General features: G+C 71.7%; 21 protein-coding genes. 11 read left to right on the top strand and 10 right to left on the bottom strand.

Going from position 1 to position 19919, the window contains the following annotated elements; all coding sequences use genetic code 11:
- Positions 1–38: 38 nt before the first annotated feature.
- Together SSP08S_RS40385 and SSP08S_RS56850 are read right to left on the bottom strand one after the other, a co-directional pair.
- Positions 39–1166 carry a sensor histidine kinase gene (locus tag SSP08S_RS40385; RefSeq protein WP_051106074.1) on the bottom strand — a complete coding sequence of 376 codons (1128 nt, stop codon included), beginning with the start codon at positions 1164–1166 and terminating at the stop codon, positions 39–41.
- Positions 1159–1857 carry a response regulator transcription factor gene (locus SSP08S_RS56850; protein WP_019073345.1) on the bottom strand — a complete coding sequence of 233 codons (699 nt, stop codon included), beginning with the start codon at positions 1855–1857 and terminating at the stop codon, positions 1159–1161. The genes SSP08S_RS40385 and SSP08S_RS56850 overlap by 8 nt, the downstream gene beginning before the upstream one ends.
- 87 nt (positions 1858–1944) lie before the next feature.
- Between SSP08S_RS56850 and SSP08S_RS40375 the strand changes: the two genes are divergently transcribed.
- Positions 1945–2988 (top strand): endonuclease/exonuclease/phosphatase family protein, encoded by a 1044-nt coding sequence (locus SSP08S_RS40375; protein ID WP_078532676.1) that lies wholly within the window; start codon positions 1945–1947, stop codon positions 2986–2988.
- On the opposite strand, the gene SSP08S_RS40370 is transcribed toward SSP08S_RS40375, so the two are convergent.
- Entirely contained in the window at positions 2978–3643 is a 666-nt protein-coding gene (locus SSP08S_RS40370) for a TetR/AcrR family transcriptional regulator (RefSeq protein WP_019073343.1), read from the bottom strand. The genes SSP08S_RS40375 and SSP08S_RS40370 overlap by 11 nt on opposite strands.
- A 64-nt stretch (positions 3644–3707) precedes the next feature.
- Here SSP08S_RS40370 and SSP08S_RS40365 point away from each other — a divergent pair, with 64 nt between their 5' ends.
- Both SSP08S_RS40365 and SSP08S_RS40360 read left to right on the top strand, forming a co-directional pair.
- Positions 3708–4475 (top strand): MBL fold metallo-hydrolase, encoded by a 768-nt coding sequence (locus tag SSP08S_RS40365; RefSeq protein WP_019073342.1) that lies wholly within the window; start codon positions 3708–3710, stop codon positions 4473–4475.
- A gap of 84 nt (positions 4476–4559) precedes the next feature.
- Positions 4560–5108, top strand: coding sequence for a cupin domain-containing protein (locus tag SSP08S_RS40360; protein ID WP_019073341.1), 549 nt, complete (start codon positions 4560–4562; stop codon positions 5106–5108).
- An 80-nt stretch (positions 5109–5188) separates the two neighbouring features.
- On the opposite strand, the gene SSP08S_RS56845 is transcribed toward SSP08S_RS40360, so the two are convergent.
- On the bottom strand, positions 5189–6421 hold the full coding sequence (locus SSP08S_RS56845; protein ID WP_043260122.1) for a serine hydrolase domain-containing protein: 1233 nt from the start codon (positions 6419–6421) through the stop codon (positions 5189–5191).
- Positions 6422–6773: 352 nt separating this feature from the next.
- Here SSP08S_RS56845 and SSP08S_RS40350 point away from each other — a divergent pair, with 352 nt between their 5' ends.
- Positions 6774–8378, top strand: coding sequence for a helix-turn-helix domain-containing protein (locus SSP08S_RS40350; protein WP_019073339.1), 1605 nt, complete (start codon positions 6774–6776; stop codon positions 8376–8378).
- 24 nt (positions 8379–8402) lie between these two features.
- Here the strand turns inward: SSP08S_RS40350 and SSP08S_RS40345 are convergent, their stop codons facing one another.
- From SSP08S_RS40345 to SSP08S_RS40325, 5 genes are all read right to left on the bottom strand, one after another.
- Entirely contained in the window at positions 8403–9023 is a 621-nt protein-coding gene (locus SSP08S_RS40345; RefSeq protein ID WP_019073338.1) for a hypothetical protein, read from the bottom strand.
- Positions 9020–9589 carry an RNA polymerase sigma factor gene (locus SSP08S_RS40340; RefSeq protein WP_245608057.1) on the bottom strand — a complete coding sequence of 190 codons (570 nt, stop codon included), beginning with the start codon at positions 9587–9589 and terminating at the stop codon, positions 9020–9022. Before SSP08S_RS40340 ends, SSP08S_RS40345 begins: the two co-directional genes overlap by 4 nt.
- Before the next feature lie 98 nt (positions 9590–9687).
- On the bottom strand, positions 9688–12216 hold the full coding sequence (locus SSP08S_RS40335; RefSeq protein ID WP_026179251.1) for an FtsX-like permease family protein: 2529 nt from the start codon (positions 12214–12216) through the stop codon (positions 9688–9690).
- Positions 12217–12219: 3 nt separating this feature from the next.
- Positions 12220–12963 (bottom strand): ABC transporter ATP-binding protein, encoded by a 744-nt coding sequence (locus SSP08S_RS40330; protein ID WP_019073335.1) that lies wholly within the window; start codon positions 12961–12963, stop codon positions 12220–12222.
- Complete coding sequence (locus tag SSP08S_RS40325) at positions 12960–13172, bottom strand: hypothetical protein (protein ID WP_019073334.1); 213 nt, start codon at positions 13170–13172, stop codon at positions 12960–12962. Before SSP08S_RS40325 ends, SSP08S_RS40330 begins: the two co-directional genes overlap by 4 nt.
- 166 nt (positions 13173–13338) lie before the next feature.
- Here SSP08S_RS40325 and SSP08S_RS40320 point away from each other — a divergent pair, with 166 nt between their 5' ends.
- From SSP08S_RS40320 to SSP08S_RS56840, 4 genes are all read left to right on the top strand, one after another.
- A complete protein-coding gene (locus SSP08S_RS40320; protein WP_019073333.1) occupies positions 13339–14637 on the top strand; it encodes a sensor histidine kinase in 1299 nt (432 codons plus the stop codon).
- Between the two features lie 22 nt (positions 14638–14659).
- Positions 14660–15319 carry a response regulator transcription factor gene (locus SSP08S_RS40315; RefSeq protein ID WP_026179250.1) on the top strand — a complete coding sequence of 220 codons (660 nt, stop codon included), beginning with the start codon at positions 14660–14662 and terminating at the stop codon, positions 15317–15319.
- A 229-nt stretch (positions 15320–15548) separates the two neighbouring features.
- The gene (locus SSP08S_RS40310; protein ID WP_019073331.1) at positions 15549–16193 is read left to right on the top strand and encodes a TOPRIM nucleotidyl transferase/hydrolase domain-containing protein; all 645 of its coding nucleotides are present in this window, start codon (positions 15549–15551) and stop codon (positions 16191–16193) included.
- 145 nt (positions 16194–16338) lie between these two features.
- Positions 16339–17169, top strand: coding sequence for an alpha/beta fold hydrolase (locus SSP08S_RS56840; RefSeq protein ID WP_019073330.1), 831 nt, complete (start codon positions 16339–16341; stop codon positions 17167–17169).
- Between the two features lie 93 nt (positions 17170–17262).
- Here the strand turns inward: SSP08S_RS56840 and SSP08S_RS64640 are convergent, their stop codons facing one another.
- The gene (locus SSP08S_RS64640) at positions 17263–17544 is read right to left on the bottom strand and encodes a DUF3027 domain-containing protein (protein WP_063739212.1); all 282 of its coding nucleotides are present in this window, start codon (positions 17542–17544) and stop codon (positions 17263–17265) included.
- A gap of 624 nt (positions 17545–18168) precedes the next feature.
- Between SSP08S_RS64640 and SSP08S_RS62110 the strand changes: the two genes are divergently transcribed.
- The 3 genes from SSP08S_RS62110 (at position 18169) to SSP08S_RS56835 (ending at position 19576) form a co-directional block, all read left to right on the top strand.
- Positions 18169–18702, top strand: coding sequence for a hypothetical protein (locus tag SSP08S_RS62110; protein ID WP_019073328.1), 534 nt, complete (start codon positions 18169–18171; stop codon positions 18700–18702).
- A 49-nt stretch (positions 18703–18751) separates the two neighbouring features.
- Positions 18752–18937: an IS3 family transposase gene (locus tag SSP08S_RS62105; protein ID WP_051106073.1), complete on the top strand. Its 186-nt coding sequence runs from the start codon at positions 18752–18754 to the stop codon at positions 18935–18937.
- A 252-nt stretch (positions 18938–19189) separates the two neighbouring features.
- The gene (locus tag SSP08S_RS56835; RefSeq protein WP_019073326.1) at positions 19190–19576 is read left to right on the top strand and encodes a hypothetical protein; all 387 of its coding nucleotides are present in this window, start codon (positions 19190–19192) and stop codon (positions 19574–19576) included.
- The last annotated feature ends 343 nt before the right edge of the window (positions 19577–19919 follow it).

The raw sequence follows: 19919 nt of genomic DNA, 5'->3' as shown, positions 1-19919 counted from the left end.
TGGCTTCGAACATCAAGGCGGGGATTGTCACACAGAGATCAGAACCGGCCGACGGCGGGATGCCGTTCGTACGGCCGGGGGTTCCGCGTGGGGAGTTCCACGGTGATGCGGAGTCCGCCGGTGGGGCGGGGAGTGAGGGTGAGGGTGCCGTCGTGTGCGTCGGTGATGGTCTTGACGATGGCCAGGCCGAGGCCGACGCCCGCCTGGTCGCTGTGGACGCGCTCGGTGCCGCGCTGGAACGGTTCGGTGAGCGTCGGGACCAGTTGCGGGGTGAGTCTCCCGCCGGTGTTCTCGACGGTGAGCGCCACCGTCCTCGGGCGGACCTCGGTGGTCACCCGCACGGTGCCCTCCGCGGGCAGGTTGTGGACGATCGCGTTGTGCACGAGGTTCGTGGTCAGCTGTAGGAGCAGCGCCGGCGATCCGGTGGTCGGGGCGATGTCGCCGCCGGTCTCTACGGTGACGCCGTGCTTCTCCGCGAGCGGGAGCAGCGTCTCGGTGGCCTCCTCCGCGAGGAGGGACAGGTCGACGTGTTCCGGGGTGAAGGACCGCTGGTCGGCGCGGCTGAGCAGCAGCAGGGCCTCGACGAGGTCGATCGCCCGGGTGTTGACGGCGTGCAGGCGGTCGATGACCTCGCCGGTGTCGCAGGTCGGGTCGGTGCGGGCCACGTCGAGGAGCGTCTTGGAGATGGCCAGCGGGGTGCGCAGCTCGTGCGAGGCGTTGGCCGCGAACCTCCGCTGACCGGCGACATGGGCTTCGAGCCGCGCGAGCATCGTGTCGAAGGAGTCGGCCAGCTCGCGGAACTCGTCGTTGCTGCCCGGCAGTTGGATCCGGTGCGCGAGCGATCCGGTCGCGGCCAGCCGGGTGGCGCCGGTGATACGGGTCAGCGGGGCGAGCATCCGGCCGGCCAGGAACCAGCCCCCGACGAGCCCGAACACCAGCAGGCACGCCAGCGAGACGACCGCGATCGGGGCGAAGGCGCGGACGACGGCGCCCTGGTAGCCGGGCATGAGGACGAGCCCGACGTGACGCACCCGGCTCAGGAACACCCACACGGCGGCGAGCAGCAGGCCGCCGGCGACCATGAGGAACCCGGCGTAGCTGAGGGTGAGTTTGACGCGGACGCTGAGGCCGGGAGGCCTGTCCACCGGACCGGGGGGCCTATCCATGGGGGACTCCGTCGGTCGGTGCTCCGTCGGTCGCTGTGTCGATGCGGTAGCCGACGCCCGGCACCGTCGCGATCAGCCAGGGTTCGCCGAGCCGTTTGCGCAGGGCCGAGACGGTGATGCGGACGGCGTTGGTGAAGGGGTTGGCGTTCTCGTCCCAGGCCCGTTCCAGCAGGTCCTCGGCGCTGACGACGCCGCCCTCGGCGGCGACGAGGACCTCCAGCACGGCGAACTGCTTGCGGGTGAGCGCGACATGGCGTCCCTCGCGGAAGACCTCCCGGCGGAAGGGGTCGAGGCGCAGCCCCGCGATCTCCCGCACGGGCGGCCTGGTGTGGCCGCGCCTGCGGTCGAGGGCTCGGAGCCTGAGGACGAGTTCGCGGAGCTCGAAGGGTTTCGTGAGGTAGTCGTCGGCGCCGAGTCCGAAGCCGGAGGCCTTGTCGTCGATGCGGTCGGCGGCGGTGAGCATGAGGATCGGGACACCGCTGCCGGAGGCGACGATACGGCGGGCGACCTCGTCGCCGGAGGGGCCCGGGATGTCACGGTCGAGGACGGCGATGTCGTAGGCGTTGATGTCGAGCAGTTCCAGGGCGGTGTCGCCGTCGCCCGCGATGTCGGCCGCGATCGCCTCCAGGCGCAGGCCGTCACGGACGGCTTCGGCCAGATAGGGCTCGTCCTCGACGATCAGCACACGCATGCCGTCGAGGCTACGAGCCGGCGCGTATCGGTGACGTATCGAAAAGCTCATACGCGGCGGCAACACGGGGTGGCTTTGAGTGGCGGTATGAGCGCAGAGGTACGTGTCGGGGGAGACGTCGGTCGAGAGGTAAGCGCAGGTGAAACCGATACCACAATCCGGCCGGGGCCCTGGAAGCGTGCCCCGGTGTCGGCCGTGCTCGCGCTGTCGCTCGGGCTGCTCATGCTGCTGCACGCGTGGATCCCGAACCGGGTCGGGGGGCTCGGCAGTCTGGTGGAGACCTTCCTGCCGTGGTTCGGTCTGTTCGTGCCGGTGCTGCTGGCCCGCGCGCTCTGGCGCCGTTCCGCCGTCGCGACGGTCGCGCTGGTGCTGCCGGTCGCGGTGTGGCTGAACCTCTTCGGCGGGCTGCTCGGCGACAGGTCCGGCGGGGCCGGCGACCTCACCGTGGTCAGCCACAACGTGGGCGCCGACAACCCCGATCCGGCCGGCACCGCCCGCGCCCTGGCCGCCTCCGGCGCGGACGTACTGGCGCTGGAGGAACTGACCGCGCGGGCGAGCGGCACGTACGAGAAGGAGCTGGCGACGGCGTACCCGTACCACGCGGTGCTGGGCACGGTCGGGGTGTGGAGCAGGCTGCCGCTGTCGGACACCCGGGCGGTCGACACCGCGATGGACGTCGGGCCGCTGGCGGACCGCCTGCCGGCCGGTGCCAGGGCGGCCGAGAACCGCGCGCTGCGCACCACGGTGACCACGGACCGGGGGCCGCTCGCGGTGTACGTGGCCCATCTGGGATCCGTACGCGTGCTGCCCGGCAGCGGCTTCCGCACGGACGACCGGGACCGTGGCGCGAAGGCGCTCGCGAAGGCCGTCGCCGCCGAGCCGGAGAAGCGGGTGGTGCTGCTCGGCGACCTCAACGGCACCACGGACGACCGCGAGTTGACCGTCCTGACCTCGCGACTGCGCTCGGTCCAGGACACGGCCGGGGACGGCTTCGGCTTCAGCTGGCCTGCGAAGTTCCCGGTGGCGCGGATCGACCAGATCCTGGTGCGGGGCGTACGGCCGACGAAGGCGTGGGTGCTGCCGGCCACGGGGAGCGACCACTTGCCGGTGGCGGCGGGGATCAGCTGGTGAATCCTCCCCTCCCCGATGGGCGGGGAACCAGCGTCGCGGTGAGCGTGTCGGTCAGCCACTTCTCGTAGGTGGCGGTGGACCAGCCGCGTCCGGACGTGAGTTGGGTGAACAGTTGGGGGCCGGCCAGGGCCCAGAAGATGTCCGCGAGGTGGGCCGGATCCGCGTCCGGGGCGAGCGCGCCGGTTTGGCCGAGGTGGGTGACGAACATGGTGACGCCGGTGAGGCGTTCCTGTTCGGCGGTGTCGAGGACCTCGCCGACGTCCGGGCCGGCCTGGGTCAGGAGGGCGAAGAGGGCGGCGACCCGTTCGTGGATTCCGCGGACGTAGGCGGCGTAGAGCCGGAGCTTGGTGTCCAGCTCCCGTATCGCCAGGAACTCCTTGACCTGGGGACGGTCGGCCATGGGCACCGGTTCGTCGTCTCCGGCGAGGGTGATGTCCCACAGGGCCTTGACCATGCCCGGCTTGCCGCCGAACGACTTGTACACCGTCTCGGGGGAGACGCCCGCCCGCTCGGCGACGGCCCGCACGGTCGTGGCGTGGTAGCCCTCCCGGAAGAGCAGTTCACGGCAGGCCGTCAGTACCGCGGCCCGGTTGCGGCGCGCGGCCTCGCGGCGGCCCTCGGAGTTGTAGGACCGACGTGGCGTCGCGTCTGCCATCGGGGCACCATCCAATTCTGTTACAGTCAACTGTATCGAATATGTCCGGTCGCCGGAGGCTCGTATGTCCCGTCCCGCGCCCACGCAGGTCGCCGCCGGTGTCCACCGCCTAGGCGACCACGGCGTCAACTTCTACCTGATCGAGGACCCCGACGGCCTGGTCCTGGTCGACGCGGGGCTGCCCGCGCACCTCGGGCAACTGCGCACCCTGCTGGCCGACCTCGGCCGCAGCGAGGCCGACATCCACGCCGTACTCCTGACCCACGGCCACCCCGACCACACCGGTCTCGCCCGCCCCCTCCAGGAAGCGGGCACCGACCTCTGGATCCATGCGGGGGACGCCGCGATCCTGCGCGACGGCCCGCGCAGCGCGATGAAGCACGCCAAGCCGGAGCGGTCGATGCTGCCGTATCTGCTGCGCAGACCCGCCGCGCTCGCGCTCCCTCTCGCGCTGGCCCGGTCCGGGGCGTTCACCGCCCGCCCGGTGCTCGGTGCGCGGGAGTTCGACGCCGACCGGGTGCTGAAGGAGGTCCCGGGCGCGCCCCGGGCCGTCGTACTGCCGGGTCACACACCCGGCAGCGCCGCGTACTTCTTCGCCGACCGCGGGCTGCTCTTCACCGGCGACGCCCTGGTCACCGTCGACGGTTTCACCAAGCGCACCGGTCCCACCCTGGTGAGCCGCTGCTTCACCCACGACAGCGGGGCCGCGCTCGCCGCCCTCGACCGCCTGGACTTCCTGACGGCGGACCTGGTGCTGCCCGGCCACGGCGAGCCCTTCACCGAGGGCATCCGGGCCGCCACCCGACAGGCCCGGGAGTTCGGCATCCACTGAACTCCCATATCACGCAACACAGTTGTTCCGAATCTTCCGACACGTGGCATTCCCCTGCCATTCCCTGCCCTGCGAGGACACGACATGACAACTGCACTGCCGAACGACGGCGCGGAGACGGCGGACTACTACCGTCCGCGCGTCCTGCACGTCCCCGCCGAGAAGGGGGTGGTCAAGTGGATGTCCGGCGATGTCTACGAGACCTTGGCGACGGCCGACTCCACCGGCGGCGCACTCGGTTTCACGGTCTGCTGGGTGCCCCCGGGCGGCGGACCGATAGCCCATGTGCACAAGAGCGCCGACGAATCCTTCTACGTCGTCTCGGGCTCGCTGGAGTTCCTGAACGGCGACCAGACCTTCGTCGCCGACGCCGGTGACTTCGTCTTCGTGCCGAGGGGCACCCGGCACCGGTTCCGCAACCGCACCGGCGAGCAGGCACACATGGTGTCCTTCTTCACCCCCGGCGGGGGCGAGGGACTGTGGCTGGAGGGTGGCGACGACCCCGTCCCCGGTGCGAAGCCCGAGTTCTGGCCGCCGGAGCGCGGTCTCGCGCTGGGCCCGCTGCTCGGCCGCCCGGAGATCGACCTGGAGATCCTGCCCGAGGAAGCGGACCTCGGCGGGCCGGCCGAATAGGCCGGAGCGGTGAAGGCGGCACAGGGACGGGAAAGGGGGCTTCCTCGTCCCTGTGCCGCCTCCGTCCGGGGCGGGAACCGCTAGCGGAGGGACTCCGGGTTCGACGGGACCGGCCGGTCGTAGACGTTGTCCGGGGTGACGATCTCGGTAACCGCGCGGGCGACGAGTGAGGACGGTTCCTGGCCGCCGTAGGTGATGTCGGTGTTGAGGATGACGACCAGGGTGGCCTTCTGCGAGGGGAGGTAGACGGTGACGGTCTCGTAGCCCGGGATGGAGCCGTTGTGGCCGATCCAGCCGCCGCTCTCGAAGATGCCCAGGCCGTAGCTGAGGCCGGGGAAGCCGGTCGGCAGCGTCCTGAGCCGCTGCCGCTGGGTCTCCGGGCTGAGGAGGGTGCCGGTGGCGACGGTCCTGGCCCAGCTGCGCAGATCGTGCAGGTCGGAGATCATCGCGCCGGCCGTCCAGGCCCAGCTGGGGTTCCAGTCCGTGGCGTCCGCGACGGCGCCGCTCAGCGTCTGGTTGGTGTAGCCGCGCGCGTGCGGGTCGGGGAACTCGGGGCCGCCGGGGAGCAGCGTGTGGCCGAGGTGCGCCGGGCGCAGCACCCGCCGCTCGATGAAGTCGGCGGCGCGCTGCCCGCTGACCTTCTCGATCACCAGGCCGAGCAGCACCAGATTGGTGTTGGAGTACTCGAACTGGGTGCCCGGCGCGAACGTGTTGTCGTGCTTGAAGCCGTACGCGAGCACCTCACGCGGGGTGAAGTAGCGGCTGGTGTCGCTCAGCAGGTCGTGCACGAAGCCGGGGTCGGCGGTGTAGGGGAAGAGTCCGCTGCGCATCTCGGCGAGCTGGCGCAGCGTGATGTGCCGGCCGTCGGGCACCCCGCGGACGTAGCGCGCGATCGGGTCGTCCAGCCGGATCCGCCCCTCGTCGACGAGCCTGAGCAGCGCGGTGACCGTGAAGGTCTTGGTCTCGCTGCCGATGCGCGCGTACAGGTCGGTGGTCATCGGGCGGTGGGTGACGGTGTCGGCTTCGCCGGTCGCGCGGACGTAGCAGCCCTTGCCCGGCATCCACAGCCCGACGACGACACCGGGAATCCCGGCCTGGCGGCGGACGTCGGCGACGGCCTTGTCCAGCCGGGCGGTCGTCGTACGACCGAGGCCGCCCGCCGGGCCCGCCGGGCAGTGGTCCCGGTCGGCACCCGGGAGGGAGACGGTTGCCGTGGCCGTCGTGGCCACGGCGGATGTGGTTGCCGTCGGGATCAGTACGGACGCCGCCAGCAGCGCGGCTGCCACCAGGCGTCGGGAAGGAGTACGTCGCATGCCGGGGCGCTTCTTCCGGTTGGGGGTTGAGGTGGCCACGCCACCATCCGGAGTCCGGCGGAGGGTCCTCCTGCGTTGCGCGTCCCGGCGAGTCCACTCGATCGGACGGACGTTCGTCACACCGAAGGGCACGCACCCGCCCCGCCGACGGGGCGGGTCCGCACCCCCGTGCCGGACCCGCCCGTCGGGGGCCGGTGCCCCGTTGGTACCCCGTCGGCGGTGCCCGTTCCGGGTGCGTTGCACGGCTCGCCGCGCGGTGCAACGGCGGTCGCCGGACGGTGGGAAACGGGGTATGGCGGTGACATTTGTCGTCCTTGCCCTGGTGATGTCCGGGTCCTGCCAGACTTGCCGGATGGATGCTCACGCGGCGGTCGCCGCGGGTTCCGCACTGGGCCGACGGGCCCGCGTCGCCTGGCTGTTACGGGTCAACCGCCTGCTGGCCGGGGAGAGTTCGCTGAGATCGCTGCCGGCCTTCGCGGCGGCCTTCCACGGCGGGGTGTACGACCGCGAGGTGAGCGTCAGCACCGTCTCGCGCTGGGAGACGGGCCGAACTCCCGTTCCCTGGCGGGCGGTTCGCCGCTACGAGGAACTGCTCGCGCTGCCCCGCAACACACTTACCGCCACCGCGCGCACCGTGTGGCGCTACTGGGCACCCGGTCCCGTCCTGGACGTCGACCCGGCGGGCCCCGCCGTACGGCCGCTGGAAGACCTGCTGGAGCAGGCGGTGTCCGGCGATGTGATGACCGGTGACGACTGGGACCAGCTGGTGGACGGCCTGTGCGCGCGTCCCGACGTGGTGCTGATGCCGTCGGGCACCTGGTCCGCGCTGGCCGAACGGCTCGTCGAGGAGATGGTGATCGCCGACGACCTGCCGTGGATGCTCCGCTTCGAGTCCCTCAACCGGCTGCTGAACCACCGGCGGGGCGGCCGTACCGTCATCGCCGTGTGCGGTGCGATGGCCGCCGGACGGGCCCGGCTGACGGCGACCGAGATCGTCTGCGCGCTGGACAACTGCGGGCACCCCGACGCGGCCGACCTGGTGCTGAGCGAACTCGCCCGCCCCAGCGGGCCGTTGGCGCACCGGGGCGCGGTGATGGCGTGCTTCCGCAAGGTGCGCTACCGGCACTTCGACGACGGCCAGCTGCGGACTCTCGTCCGGGCGGTGCGGGACTCCGGCGGCGGCCCGACCGGCGACCAGGTCGAGCCGCTGCGCGAACATCTGTCCGCGCTGCACCCCGAGTACGCCCGAGCCGTACGGGGCCGCCGCGCCTCGACTCGGCCGGACGAACACCACAGGAACGGGAGCAGGGACAGGGGCGGGTCCGATCCGGACGCCCGTGCGCTGGTGGCGGCGGCGGTCGGCAGGGTGACGGCGCGACTGGGCACCGTAGAACCGGACCGGGTGCGCGATCCCGCGATCCCGGCCGCGCTGGTCGCCGAGACGCTGGCCAGTCCGCTCTTCGACGTCCGCCTCTACGCCGCCTTCCTGCTCGCGGCCACCCCGTACCGCCCGGTGCTCGCGGACGCGCTCGCCGCCGAGCTGGTCCGCCCGTCGGCCGTCCGGCACGAACGGCTCGCGGTGGTACTGCTGGACGCGCTGCGCGTCCTCGGCGACCACCGCCACCGCGGGCTGCTCCAGCGGCTCGCGGTGCTGCCGAGCGTGCCGCGGCCCACGGCGTACGCCGCCGTGCGCGGCCTGGGCCATGTGGCGGCCGACCGGGCCGGCGGGGACTTCCTGCGGACCGCCGTCGCCCACCACCACGCCGTATGGCTGAGCGACCGGGACCCGGTGACCGCGGCCACGCTGGAGAGCCTGGTCTACGCGCTGGGCATGGCCTCGCGCGACGACCTGCTCACCGCGATCCTGGCCCGGGCCGACTTCCTTCCGGTGGCGCGCACGGCCGCGGCCCGGTGGCTGGACATCCCCGGCCACCGGCGCGCGAGCGCACTGCGGTAGCCGGAGCCGGGACGGGGCCGGTGGTCATTTCCCGTACGCCTTGCGGAACTTGGGGATGTCGTCGGCCGTGACGCCGTTCGCGCCGCACACGGGTACTACGCCGTCCTTGGCGGCGACGATGTAGCGCTCGCCGTCGCTGAACGTGAGCGCCTCCGGGCGGCTGGTGTCGCTGTCGAGGACGACCGTGCGGGCGGTGCCGCCCTTCAGCCAGTGGTCGACGCGGAAGGTGACCACGGTGCCCTTGACGGACGTGACCGTTCCGATGAAGAGCGTCGGGTATCCGCGCAGGCTCTCGGGGGTGGGCGCCATGCACTTCGCGGAGCCGCCCTCGGCGGTGAGCCTCAGGGCCCCGGCGGCGGCCGAACTCCCGCGGCCTGCCTGATTGTTGGACGTACCACCGCCACCGCCGTTCGCCATGACCCCCACCCCGATACCGCCGCCGAGCACGAGAAGACCGACCGCCGCCGCGAGTCCGAGGAGGTGCCGGCGGGACCGTACCGAGGGCGCACCGGCGTCAAGAGGGGCGGTAGGTGTGACGGTGTTCAACGTGGCCTCCACAAGCTGATCGATGTCGGGCGGCGGAGCACTACGGGTCAGCGCGGGGTCCGCGGCCTTCAGCCGGGCCAGCAGTTCGTCGTCGTTCACCGACCGCTCCTTCCTTCATCGCTCTTGTGTCCGGGCAGTGCGCCATTCTTTCGCCCCAGCCGGTCGGCGAGTCTCGCCTTCGCCCGATGGAGCCGGATGCTCACCGCGTTGGGCGTCGACCCGGTCGCCTCCGCGATCTGCCGCGGCGCCAGCCCCTCCCACGCCCACAGCCGCACCACCTCACGGTCCGCCGCCCCGAGGGAGTCGAGCGCGGCATGCAGCTCGCTGTGCTCGGCGGCCTCCTCCGGGGCCCGCTGCTGGGTCCTGATCAGCCGCTCCACCAGCCGGAGTCTGCGCCCGTCGGCCCGGCGGGCGTTGGCGAGGCAACCCCGAGCCACCCCGTAGCACCAGGGAAGTACGTCGTCGGGGTCCGGCGTGACGTCGTCGCCGAGCCCGGGGACGTCCTCGAGGCGCCGCCACAGCACCAGCAGTGTCTCCGAGAGGACGTCCTCGGCCGTCTCGGTGCTCGCCCGCCGCAGCAGATACCGGTGCAGCGGTTCCACCACCACCCGCGCCAGCCCTTCGAAACGCGCCCGCCGCATCCGGCGCGTCTCCTGTTCCGTCATGGATTCCACGACCTGTCCTGTCCGGCTCCGCCCGGATCCTTTCACCGCCGGACCGGATCATTCCTTAACTCACTTCACGCTCCCGTCCGGCCCCTCGCTCACTGCGCGCGGATCGCGTCGGCCGGCGGGGTCCGCAGGGCCTGGCGGGTGGGGAGTTCGATGGTGAGGAAGGCCGTCGCCGTGACCGTGAGGGCAAGGGCGGGGAGCAGCCAGACCGGGCCCGCCGGCCAGGGGCGGCCCAGGAAGCCCTGGCCGAGGAGGGCGAGGGGGACCGCGGAGAGCAGCAGGGCGGTGGTGAGCGCGGTGGCGGCGGTGACCGCGGCCTCGCGGCGCATCATGGCGCGGATCTGCCGGGGCGTGGTGCCGTTGAGGCGGAGGGCGCCGAGTTCGACCCGGCGTTGCGCGGTGGCCGCGACCAGTTTGTTGGCGATGCTCAGCAGGAGGTAGACGAGCAGGACCACGATGAGGGCGAGGTTGATCCACACCTCGGGCGGGGCGTCCGAAAGGCCGCCGGTGGAGGGGGAGTTGGCGGGTGCGAGGACCAGTCCCGGGCGGTCGGCCGCGAGGGCGGTGAGGTGCTGCTGGGCGCTTGCCGTTCCGTCGGTGCGGATCAGGAGCGACTGGTCGAGTGCCGTCGTGGTGTGTCCGGCGGCGAGGTCGTGCGAGAGCACCACCGAGCCGAAGCCGAGGCCCCGCCCGTACACGGCGACGACCTTCGCCTTCACGCGAGTTCCGTCACCGAGGACCAGACTCACCGTGCGGCCCACCGTCGCGGAGCGGGTGCGGGCTACGTCACTGCTGACGGCGACGGTCGCACCGGCGAGCCGGTCCAGACCGCCGTCCCGGACGTCGAGGTCGAGGACGCCCGCCGCGTCCGGGGTGAGGATCGTCGCGGCACCCGACTCGGCCGCCTTGTCGCCGAACTGCTCGTACTCCCACACCACGGTCGTCGTGGAGACCGGCGCGGCGGCCCGCACCCCGGCGGTCTTCCGTACGGCGGCGAGCGTGCCGTCGGGCAGACCTCCCAACCCCGGTGCGCCGAGCCGTAGTTGGGCCAGTGTTCCGGTGCTGGTGTCGTGTGCGGTGGCGGCCAGCACGGTGGTCTGGGTGAAGGTGTACGTCAGCACGAACACGACCGCCATGGCCAGCGTGGAGACGATGCCCGCGTTGCGCAGGGCGTAGGCGCGCAGGTTGGCCATCGCCAGCCAGGTCGACGCCGAGCCGCCGTGCCGCGTCGCGCGGGCCGCCGCACCGCCGATGCCCCGCACCAGCGCCGGACCCGCCAGGGCCAGGCCGATCGCCCCGACGATCCCGGCGATCGAGGTGGCCGTGGCGCCGAGGACCGTGCGCGAGAACAGCGGCAGTGCGGACATGATGAGAGCGACCGCGATCACGACCAGACCGATCCGCGTCCGGGTCCGCGACGGCTCGCGCGGCTCGCTGCGGGACTCGGCGACCGCCTCGGTGGCCGGCATCCGCGAGGTACGCCAGGCCGAGCAACGGGCGGACACCTGCACGGCGAGGACCAGCAGCACGATCGCCGCGAGTGCGGGCAACGGGCTGTAGGTGAGCGGGAGTTCGGGCGGTACGACCCCCCGGTCGGCGAGCAGCCGACGGAACTGCCCGGCGAGCAGATAGCCGAGTCCGACACCGGGTCCGACGGCGACCGCCGCGACGACGGTGGACTGCGCGGCCGCCAGCCGCCGGATCTGCTTCGGACTCGCCCCCACGGCCCGCATCAGCGCCAGGTCACGGCGCTGCCCGCCGATCGACACGGCCAGCGCGCTCGCCATCACGAACCCGGTGATCAGCACGACGATCCCGGACAGTGAACCGGCCAACAGCACCAGCAGCGACCGGGACGCCCCGGCCCCGGGCGCGGCCGTGTCGCCCCGTCCGGCCCCGGTGACGGCCAGCAGCCCGGTGCCCTTGAGCTTCGTACGCACCTCGGCGGCCACCCGCGCCTCGGCACCGGGCGCGGTACGCAGCCCCACCAGGTCGACCCGGTCCGCGTGCTCGGAGAGTCGTAGGGCCGCCGCATCGGCGAAGTAGACGCCGCCGCCCGGCGCGTCGACCACCGCCGAGACTCGATAGCCGGTCGCCGGGCGGGCGTTGACGACGACCTGGACCGTGTCGCCCGGCTCGATGCCTGCCGCCCTGGCCGTGGCGCTGTCCACGGCGATCTGGTCGGCGGCGGTCGGCGCGCGGCCGGTGATGTGCGGCGCACCAGCCAGCAGTTGGGTCGAGGACCAACCGTGCCCCGCCACCTGCGGGTCCTCCGCCGCTACGACCCTCCCGTGGGCGTCGAGGAGCGCGGCGGGGAAGCTCATGTCACCGACCGCCGCGGTGACGCCCGGCAACTCGCCCAGTTCGCGGACCAGTTGGGCGGGTACGCGGCGCCGTTCCGAAAGCGCGAGCGGGAGGTCGCCGGCCGGGTGGTACTCCTGGTCGGCTGCGACCACGACGGACGCGCCCGCGAGCCGCCCGGCGGGGAGGTGGGAACGGAGGCCGGACTCGGCCAGGACACCGGTGGCGGTGAGCAGGGCCGCACCGCCGAGGACCGCGCAGGCCACGGCGATCAGCGCGGTGATCCGGTGTCCGACCATCTGAAGTGCAAGACGGAACATGGCTCAGGCCCTCCCCAACTCGACGAGACGGCCGGCCAGTTCGGGGGCGGTCGGTGCCTTGAGGGCCTCGACGACCCGGCCGTCCGCCATCACCAGCACGTGGTGGGCGCGGGCGGCGGCGGCCGGGTCGTGGGTGACCATCACGACCGTCTGGCGCAGGTCGTTCACGAGGTCGCGCAGCAGGTCGAGGACCTCGTGGGCGCTGCGCAGGTCGAGCGCGCCGGTCGGTTCGTCGGCGAACACGACGGCGGGCCGCGCCACCAACGCCCGTACGACGGCGGCCCGTTGCTGCTGTCCGCCGGAGAGTTCGGCCGGGCGGTGGGACAACCGGTCGGCCAGTCCGACCCGCTCCACCAGGGTGCGCAGCCAGTCGCGGTCGGCACGGCGGCCCGCCAGCCGGAGCGGCAGCGTGATGTTGTCCTCGATCGAGAGGGAGGGGATCAGGTTGTAGGCCTGGAACACGAACCCGACGCGCTCCCGCCGGAGTTGGGTGCGCCGGGTCTCGTTCAGCCCGGCGATCTCGTGGCCGTCGATTCGGACACTGCCCGACGTCGGCGAGTCGAGCCCGGCGGCGCAGTGCATCAGCGTGCTCTTGCCGGAACCCGAGGGTCCCATCACGGCGAGGAAGGTGCCGCGCTCCACGGTCAACGACACGTCGTCCAGGGCTCGTACGCCTCCCGGGTAGGACTTGCTGACGCCCTCCAGGGCGATGGCCGCGGTGGTGACTGGGGTGACCGTGGTGTTCATCGCCGGCCCCTCAGGTTCCGTACGACGAGGGTGCCCGCGCACAGCACGGTGACCGCGCCGCACACCAGGTGCACCCAGGTGTCGGCGCCGCCGAAGGAGGCCGCCATGTTGGCGAGCGCGCTGGCCACCACCGTGACCCAGAGCAGCGCGCGGGCGATGTCGCCGGTGCCGATCCGGTCGGCGGGATCGGGGGTCGTCGTGTTCTGCATCGGGGCTGCTCCCGGGGTTTCGTACGGCTTCCGCTGTCGTCGTCGACGCTATGGACCGGCACCCCTCCCGGCCGATCCCGCAGCCCACCGGATGCGAGGTACAGCAGGCTGTACTCCTGCGGCTCGGCGCCCGCGCGGAACTGCCGTACGGCATAGGGTCGTTCGCATGACAGCGAGCACGAGCGAGGGCGGCGGCGGGGCGGCCGGTGCCGGGGCGGCCGCCCCGCGCGAGAGCGTCCGGCACCTCGCGCTACGGGCCCTGAGCACCGCGGGCCAGGCCCTCGCGCAGCTCGCCTCCGGCCTCAACACGGCAGTGCTCGCAGGCCTGTTGGTGCTGTGGCTGGCCGTCACCGCCGCGACGAGTGTCGTAGGAGTCGGGCTGCTCATGGCGCCCGCGCTGCTGCGCGCCCTGCACGCGCTGGCCGGCCGGGAGCGGGAGCGGCTCGCCCGCCGGGGCCCCGAGGTCGTCGCCCCGGAGCCGCCGCCCACCCGGCTGCGGCTCGCCCTCGCCGACGCGACGACCCACCGCGAACTGCGCTGGCTGGTACGGCACTCCACCCTGGGCCTGCTGCTCGGGCTGCTCGGCGTGCTGCTGCCGGTCCTCGCCGTGCGGGACACCGCGTTCCCGCTGTACTGGAAGTTCCTGCCCGCGAACACGACGGCCACCTCCCTGGGCGTCGGCAACGCGCACACCTGGGCGGACGCCCTCGCCGTGGCGCTGCTGGGCGTGGGCTGGATCGCCATCATCCTGGGGCTGACGCCCGGCATGGCCCGCCTCCAGTCGGACCCCGGACGACGGCTCCTCGCGGCCGGTCCCGACGTCGATCTCTCCCTGCGCGTAGCGGAGTTGACCGCCACCCGGGCCGCCGCCCTCGACGCCCACGCCACCGAACTCCGGCGCATCGAGCGCTCGTTGCACGACGGCGCGCAGAATCGCCTTGTCTCCGTTGCGGTGTTGATCGGGGCGTCCCGCCGTATGGTCGCCCGCGACCCGGCCGGCGCCGACGAACTCCTCGAACGCGCCCAGTCCGCCGCCGAACAGGCCCTGGCCGAACTCCGCACGGTCGCCCGCGGCATCCTCCCGCCGGTGCTGGCCGACCGGGGCCTCGCGGGCGCGCTGTCCGGTCTCGCCGCGGACTGCGCGGTGCCGTGCCGGATCGACGTGGACGTATCCGCGCGCTGTGCCGCGTCCGTCGAGGCCACCGCGTACTTCGTCGTCGCCGAGGCCCTGACCAACATCGCCAAGCACAGCGGCGCACGGCACGCGACGGTCACGGCACGCGGCAGTGCCGGCCGACTGCTGCTGACCATCGAGGACGACGGCCGGGGCGGCGCCGACGAGGACGGCGGCTCCGGCCTCACCGGCATCCGCCGCCGCATCGCCGCCCACGACGGCGATCTCACCCTGACCAGCCCACCGGGCGGCCCGACCGTCCTGACGGTGGATCTCCCCTGTGGCACATGAGGTGGACGAGATGGAACATGCCATGCGGATCGTGATCGCCGAGGACGACCCCTTGCTGCGCGAGGGCCTCGCCCTGCTGCTGCGGGCCGAGGGGCTGGACGTGGTGGCCACCGCCGGCACGCCCGACGAGGCGCTGGACGCCATCGACGTACACCGGCCGGACGTCGCCATCCTCGACGTACGGATGCCGCCGACGCACACCGACGAGGGGATCGTCGCCGCGGTGGAGGCCAGGCGCCGCCGCCCCGATCTGGCGGTACTGGTCCTGTCGGCCTACGTCGAGCAGAGCTTCGCCACCGAGCTGCTCGGCGGCGGGGTGAACGGTCTCGGCTATCTCCTCAAGGAACGCGTGGGCCGGGTCGAGGAGTTCCTCGACGCGCTGCACCGGGTGGCCGCCGGGGGCACCGCCATCGACCCCGAGGTCGTCGCCCAGCTCTTCACCCGCTCCCGCCAGGACACCCGCCTGGAACGCCTCAGCCCCCGCGAACGCGACGTACTCGCCCTGATGGCCGAGGGGTTGGGCAACTCCGCCATCGCCGAGAAGCTCGTCGTCACCGACGGCGCCGTCCACAAACACATCCGCAGCATCTTCGCCAAGCTCGACCTCTCCCCGACGGACCAGGTGGACCGCCGGGTCGCGGCCGTCCTGCGGTACTTGGAGGATCTACGGCGGCTGGTCTGAGGCCGGGTGAGCGGTGACCCGTGACTGGTGACCGGTGACTGGTGACTGGTGACTGGTGACCGGTGACCGGTGACCGGTCTGAGCCCGGGCGAGTGGTCCGGGGCCGGCCTGGGAACACCTCACGGAGTCGCTGCCGGACGCGTAACGCGGGGGCCTGCGCGGCTGGTTGCTCCCCTGCCCGGCGAAAAATCCTTACCGGATCGGCCGGGGAGGAGCGGAGACTCGTCTCATGGTCGACATGGTGAGCACGGGGGAAATGGAGCGGTTCCGGGAGGCGGTCGCGGTGTGGGCGGCGGCCGGTGACCCCGGTGACGCGGCACGCGAGTCGGCAGCGGAACTCGGCGTCCGGGTCGCCGTACTGCTCGAAGGCCCCAGTGACGTAGCAGCCGTGGACGCACTGGCCACCGCCCGCGGCCGGGACCTGCCCGCCGAGGGAGTCTGCGTCCTGTCGATGGGCGGCGCGATGAACGTAGGCCGCTACGCCCGCCTCCTGGGCCCATCCCCATCCGGCCTTGGCCTACGCCTCACCGGCCTGTGCGACGAACGCGAACACCCCTACTACACCCGGGCTTTCGACAGCGTGGGCGCACCGCACCAGACCGTCTTCGTCTGCGCGGCGGACCTGGAGGACGAACTGATCCGCGCACTGGGCCCGACCCGCGTCACCGAACTCATCGACGCGGAGGGCGACTTGCGCCCCCTCCGCACCTTCCTGAACCAGCCCGCCCAGCAAGGCCGCTCCATCCAGCAGCAGTTGAGACGCTTCTTCGGCACGACGTCGGGCCGCAAGATCCACTACGGCCGGGTCCTGGTCGAGGCCCTCACCCCCGACCGCACTCCCGCGCCCCTCGACGACCTGCTGACCACCTTGTAACCCAGCAGCGCGGCTACCTTCCCCGGCACACCCAACTCTCATCGTGAGAGTGGACTTGCATAAAGAGAGCGAACCCCCTACCTTCACGAGAGCCAGCTCTCAGCAAGCGCCAAAGCCCAGGCGAGCCAAGCGAAAAGGACTCACGATGCCCACCTCCGCCACGTCCCCCGCCCCCTCCCGCACCGTCGCCCTCCCCGGCGGACTCACCGTCACCATCCAGGAGTTCGGCGAGAACACCGAGGGCACCGGCGTCCTGGTCCTGCACGGCGGCGCCGGCCCCCGCACGGTCGCCGGCATCTCGAACGCCCTCTCCGAACACGTCTACGTCGTCACCCCGACCCACCCCGGCTTCGACGGCACCGCCCGCCCGGACCGCTTCGACACCGTCGCCGACCTGGCCGTCGCCTACCTGGACCTGCTCGACACGCTGGACCTCAAGGACGTCATGGTCATCGGCAACTCCGTCGGCGGCTGGATCGCCGCGGAGATGGCCCTGCGCGACAACCAGGGCCGCATCGGCGCCCTGACCCTCCTGAACGCGGTCGGCATCCACGCCCACATGGTCGAGAACCGGGTGGTGGACCCCCGCACCATGGCCCCGACCGACGTCAGCCAACTCTCCTTCGCCAAGCCGGAGTTCCGCCCCGACTTCGCCTCCTTCACCGACGAACAGCGAGCCGCAGCAGCCGCCAACCAGAAGACCCTCGCGGTCTACGGCGGCGACCACTTCACCTACGACCCGAAACTCCGCGCCCGCCTCCACCGCGTAACGGTCCCCGTCCTGGTCGTCTGGGGCGAGGAAGACGGCATAGCCCCCCTCAAGTACGGCCGCGGCTACGCCGACTCCTTCCCCAACGGCCACTTCGCCCCGATCCCGGACGCGGCCCACTTCCCCCAGATCGAACAGCTGGGCGCGACGCTGGGCGCGATCGGCGACTTCGTGGACACGGTGGTGAAGCCGGGGGCGACGGACTGAGGGGGCTTCAGCGGCACGGACAAGGCCCAGGTCGGTGACCTGGGCCTTTCTGTTCCACGCAACGATCAGCCGAACTCAGCGCATGCAGCGCACTCAGCCGAAGGAACCGTCTTCCCGGCCGGCGAACAACTCGCAGCCGTCATGCTCGACCCGGACCCGCCCGTCGAACACCGAGCCGGGGCGCGTACAGACCCCCCAGTCCCGCCCTAACTCCCCACCCAGCGCGACCCAGAACCGACAACCACCGCACTGCGCGTCGTACCAGTCGTCCCGATACCCCGGCCGGTCCGTGACCCTGTTCCGCACCGGCAACCAACGCTCATGACAAGCGTCATTGTGCTCGCGATCGTTGCCGGTCCACGGTCCCCCACTCATGACGCGAACCGTACTCAAGTCGCGGGGAGTCGGTAGGCATCCGAGCCCGGATCTCCTCCTCGATCCCCCTCGCACAGGGAACCGTGGGCGGTGTCCGTCACCCACGTCACCACACGCATCACATGGACCGTCAGACCAGCAACTCTTCCTGCCGCTAGCCCTGTTGATGGGCAGAGCGGTCATCACCTGGCTCAACGACCACACCGCATGGTTTCCCATCGAGCCTCGTCCGTCTTGAAGTTGCAGGGCACAGGGAGCCCGCAAGCCGGGATGAGCGCGCCATGCGGGCCGATACCCATAGATGTGCCCTTCCCGTGCTCCTTCACGTCCTTCACGACCTCTGGGAGGATTTGGGCCGACCTGGCCGCCGGACAAGGGGAGTCCGTCATGAAATCCGTCGTCGGACTCTTTACGGTCCTGCTGTCCGCGGCACTCGTCAGCGGGTGCAGCAGCAGCGGTTCAGGGGAAGCCGGTGGCTCGGGTAGTCCATCCAGGACCCCGACGACCACGGCATCGGCGGGAATCCCGGGCTGCGCACCCGCGTGCCTCTCCGGGCTCTCTGATCCCGGAACCCTGCAAGCGGGCCCGCACCGGACGACACACTTCTTCAACGGACAGCTGAAGGTGACCTTCAAGGGACGGTGGGAGAGCCATGAGGACCAGCCCGTCGAGTTCTCCGTGGCACCGGAGGGCTACTGGGACACGCACCGGGTCCTGTTCTGGTCCGACATCATCCCGGTAGGCAAAAACCGGAAACGCGCCGCCGGAGTACCCAGGACCACATCAGGCCTGCTGACCTGGCTCAAAGGCCGTCCCAACCTGCACGTCTCCGAACCCAAGAGCGGCACTATCGGTACCGGCGCTCTCCCGGCGAAGCTGGTCGACATCGAGATCTCCAGCAAGGCGGTGAACGAAGCCTCCGACTGCCCGGCACGGGCCTGCGCGGACTTCCTGACCTGGCCGAATGCCGGCGACAACATCTACGGCCTTGCCGAACCTGCGGTGCTACGGCTGTACCTGGCCGACGTCAGGTACGGAGGCAGGAGCCATCTGTTCGCCGTCGGGATCGAAGGGAAGGACCAGGCCGACCTCAAGGTCTTCCTGCCCGCCGCCGAGCAGCTCATCGCCAGCGCCAGCGCACCGGTCAGCCCTGCTTGAGCAGCCGCATCGCGAGGCGGTCAGCCCCGTGTGGTATGCCCCGGTTCTGATGGAGTCCTTCTGGGCCCGCGTCCAGGTCGAGCTGCTCAACCGCAGACGGTGGCGCACCCGGGTGGAGCTGTCCACCGCACTCTTCGAATACCTGGAAATCTTCCACAACCGACAGCGCAGGCACTCCGCACTGGGCATGCTCAGTCCGGTGGAGTACGAACTCCGTACCCCGCCAGTAGCCTGAAACCAAGCAACTCGACTCCACCCAACTCGGGGCAGTCCGGAGCCTCCATCAGACCTGGAGCGGTTCAGACCGGTGATCTACCTGCCGCTTGCACACCGCCAAGACTTCGAACTCCCAGCGTGCGCCCACGACTTCAAGCCCGCCTAAGCGGATAGTCCTGTGCGGCCACGTTGCCACCCCGACTAGGGTCCCCGCATGGCAGGAGCAAGGAAGGCCGGGAGGGCTCCCAGGCAACTGGGGGAACTGACAGATGTGTACGACTTCCTGGAGGAAGTGAGGCTGCGTCCGGGCATGTGGGTGCGGGGCCACTCGCTACTGCACCTGGAATCCATGCTGTTCGGATACCAGGCCGCCCTGAGCGTTCACGGCATCGATGAGAACTCCGACCTCTCCACCGGAAGCCTGGGACCGTTCGCTCGCTGGGTGGGGGAAAAGCTGGGCATGGCATACCCCAGCGCCCTGGGCTGGGCAGTGGAGATCGAGCGCGCTTCGGAGCAGGCCGGCCAGCCCGCCCTTGAGATGTTCTTCGACCTCCTGGACGAGTTCCGAGCCTCCGACCACGGAGATCAGCAGCAAGCACCGGCCCAGGCCGGGCAGCCCCCAGCCACGAAAGCGCAACAGCCTCACGCGCCCGACTGAGTTACAACTTTCTCTACTGGTTCAAGCCCCGGCTGCGCTCCGCTCCGCCGGGCGCGCTTCCCGGCTCTGGCCCCGCCCGCGCTCCTGCCTTCGGCCCGCTCGGCGCGGCCGACGCCGACGCGCGCCCACATGTGGACAGGGCCGGAAGCCATGAGTCGATCACCGCATAGAGCGGCCCACGGTCACGACGATGCCTCCGGCGGGGGATCGGCCGGCACCGGGATGGAGGGGGCGCCGTTCCCGACCGCGGGCTCGTAGTGGCGTGCGCGGGGAGCTCCCATCCCGTCCGCCGTCGACCCAGGCAGAGCCGAGCAGACGCGGCCCCTGGCGTCCAGGTCGTTCG

Origin of the sequence: Streptomyces hokutonensis (assembly GCF_000376565.1) — a bacterium.
Taxonomy (GTDB): Bacteria; Actinomycetota; Actinomycetes; order Streptomycetales; family Streptomycetaceae; genus Streptomyces; species Streptomyces hokutonensis.
This window is presented reverse-complemented; position numbering and strand designations above follow the sequence as displayed.

Bases quoted from the DNA above. Each gene is read 5' to 3' on its own strand.
- SSP08S_RS40385 (WP_051106074.1), bottom strand. From the start codon at position 1,166: ATGGATAGGCCCCCCGGTCCGGTGGACAGGCCTCCCGGCCTCAGCGTC.
- SSP08S_RS56850 (WP_019073345.1), bottom strand. From the start codon at position 1,857: ATGCGTGTGCTGATCGTCGAGGACGAGCCCTATCTGGCCGAAGCCGTC.
- SSP08S_RS40375 (WP_078532676.1), top strand. From the start codon at position 1,945: ATGAGCGCAGAGGTACGTGTCGGGGGAGACGTCGGTCGAGAGGTAAGC.
- SSP08S_RS40370 (WP_019073343.1), bottom strand. From the start codon at position 3,643: ATGGCAGACGCGACGCCACGTCGGTCCTACAACTCCGAGGGCCGCCGC.
- SSP08S_RS40365 (WP_019073342.1), top strand. From the start codon at position 3,708: ATGTCCCGTCCCGCGCCCACGCAGGTCGCCGCCGGTGTCCACCGCCTA.
- SSP08S_RS40360 (WP_019073341.1), top strand. From the start codon at position 4,560: ATGACAACTGCACTGCCGAACGACGGCGCGGAGACGGCGGACTACTAC.
- SSP08S_RS56845 (WP_043260122.1), bottom strand. From the start codon at position 6,421: ATGCGACGTACTCCTTCCCGACGCCTGGTGGCAGCCGCGCTGCTGGCG.
- SSP08S_RS40350 (WP_019073339.1), top strand. From the start codon at position 6,774: ATGGATGCTCACGCGGCGGTCGCCGCGGGTTCCGCACTGGGCCGACGG.
- SSP08S_RS40340 (WP_245608057.1), bottom strand. From the start codon at position 9,589: ATGACGGAACAGGAGACGCGCCGGATGCGGCGGGCGCGTTTCGAAGGG.
- SSP08S_RS40335 (WP_026179251.1), bottom strand. From the start codon at position 12,216: ATGTTCCGTCTTGCACTTCAGATGGTCGGACACCGGATCACCGCGCTG.
- SSP08S_RS40330 (WP_019073335.1), bottom strand. From the start codon at position 12,963: ATGAACACCACGGTCACCCCAGTCACCACCGCGGCCATCGCCCTGGAG.
- SSP08S_RS40325 (WP_019073334.1), bottom strand. From the start codon at position 13,172: ATGCAGAACACGACGACCCCCGATCCCGCCGACCGGATCGGCACCGGC.
- SSP08S_RS40320 (WP_019073333.1), top strand. From the start codon at position 13,339: ATGACAGCGAGCACGAGCGAGGGCGGCGGCGGGGCGGCCGGTGCCGGG.
- SSP08S_RS40315 (WP_026179250.1), top strand. From the start codon at position 14,660: ATGCGGATCGTGATCGCCGAGGACGACCCCTTGCTGCGCGAGGGCCTC.
- SSP08S_RS40310 (WP_019073331.1), top strand. From the start codon at position 15,549: ATGGTCGACATGGTGAGCACGGGGGAAATGGAGCGGTTCCGGGAGGCG.
- SSP08S_RS56840 (WP_019073330.1), top strand. From the start codon at position 16,339: ATGCCCACCTCCGCCACGTCCCCCGCCCCCTCCCGCACCGTCGCCCTC.
- SSP08S_RS64640 (WP_063739212.1), bottom strand. From the start codon at position 17,544: ATGAGTGGGGGACCGTGGACCGGCAACGATCGCGAGCACAATGACGCT.
- SSP08S_RS62105 (WP_051106073.1), top strand. From the start codon at position 18,752: ATGGAGTCCTTCTGGGCCCGCGTCCAGGTCGAGCTGCTCAACCGCAGA.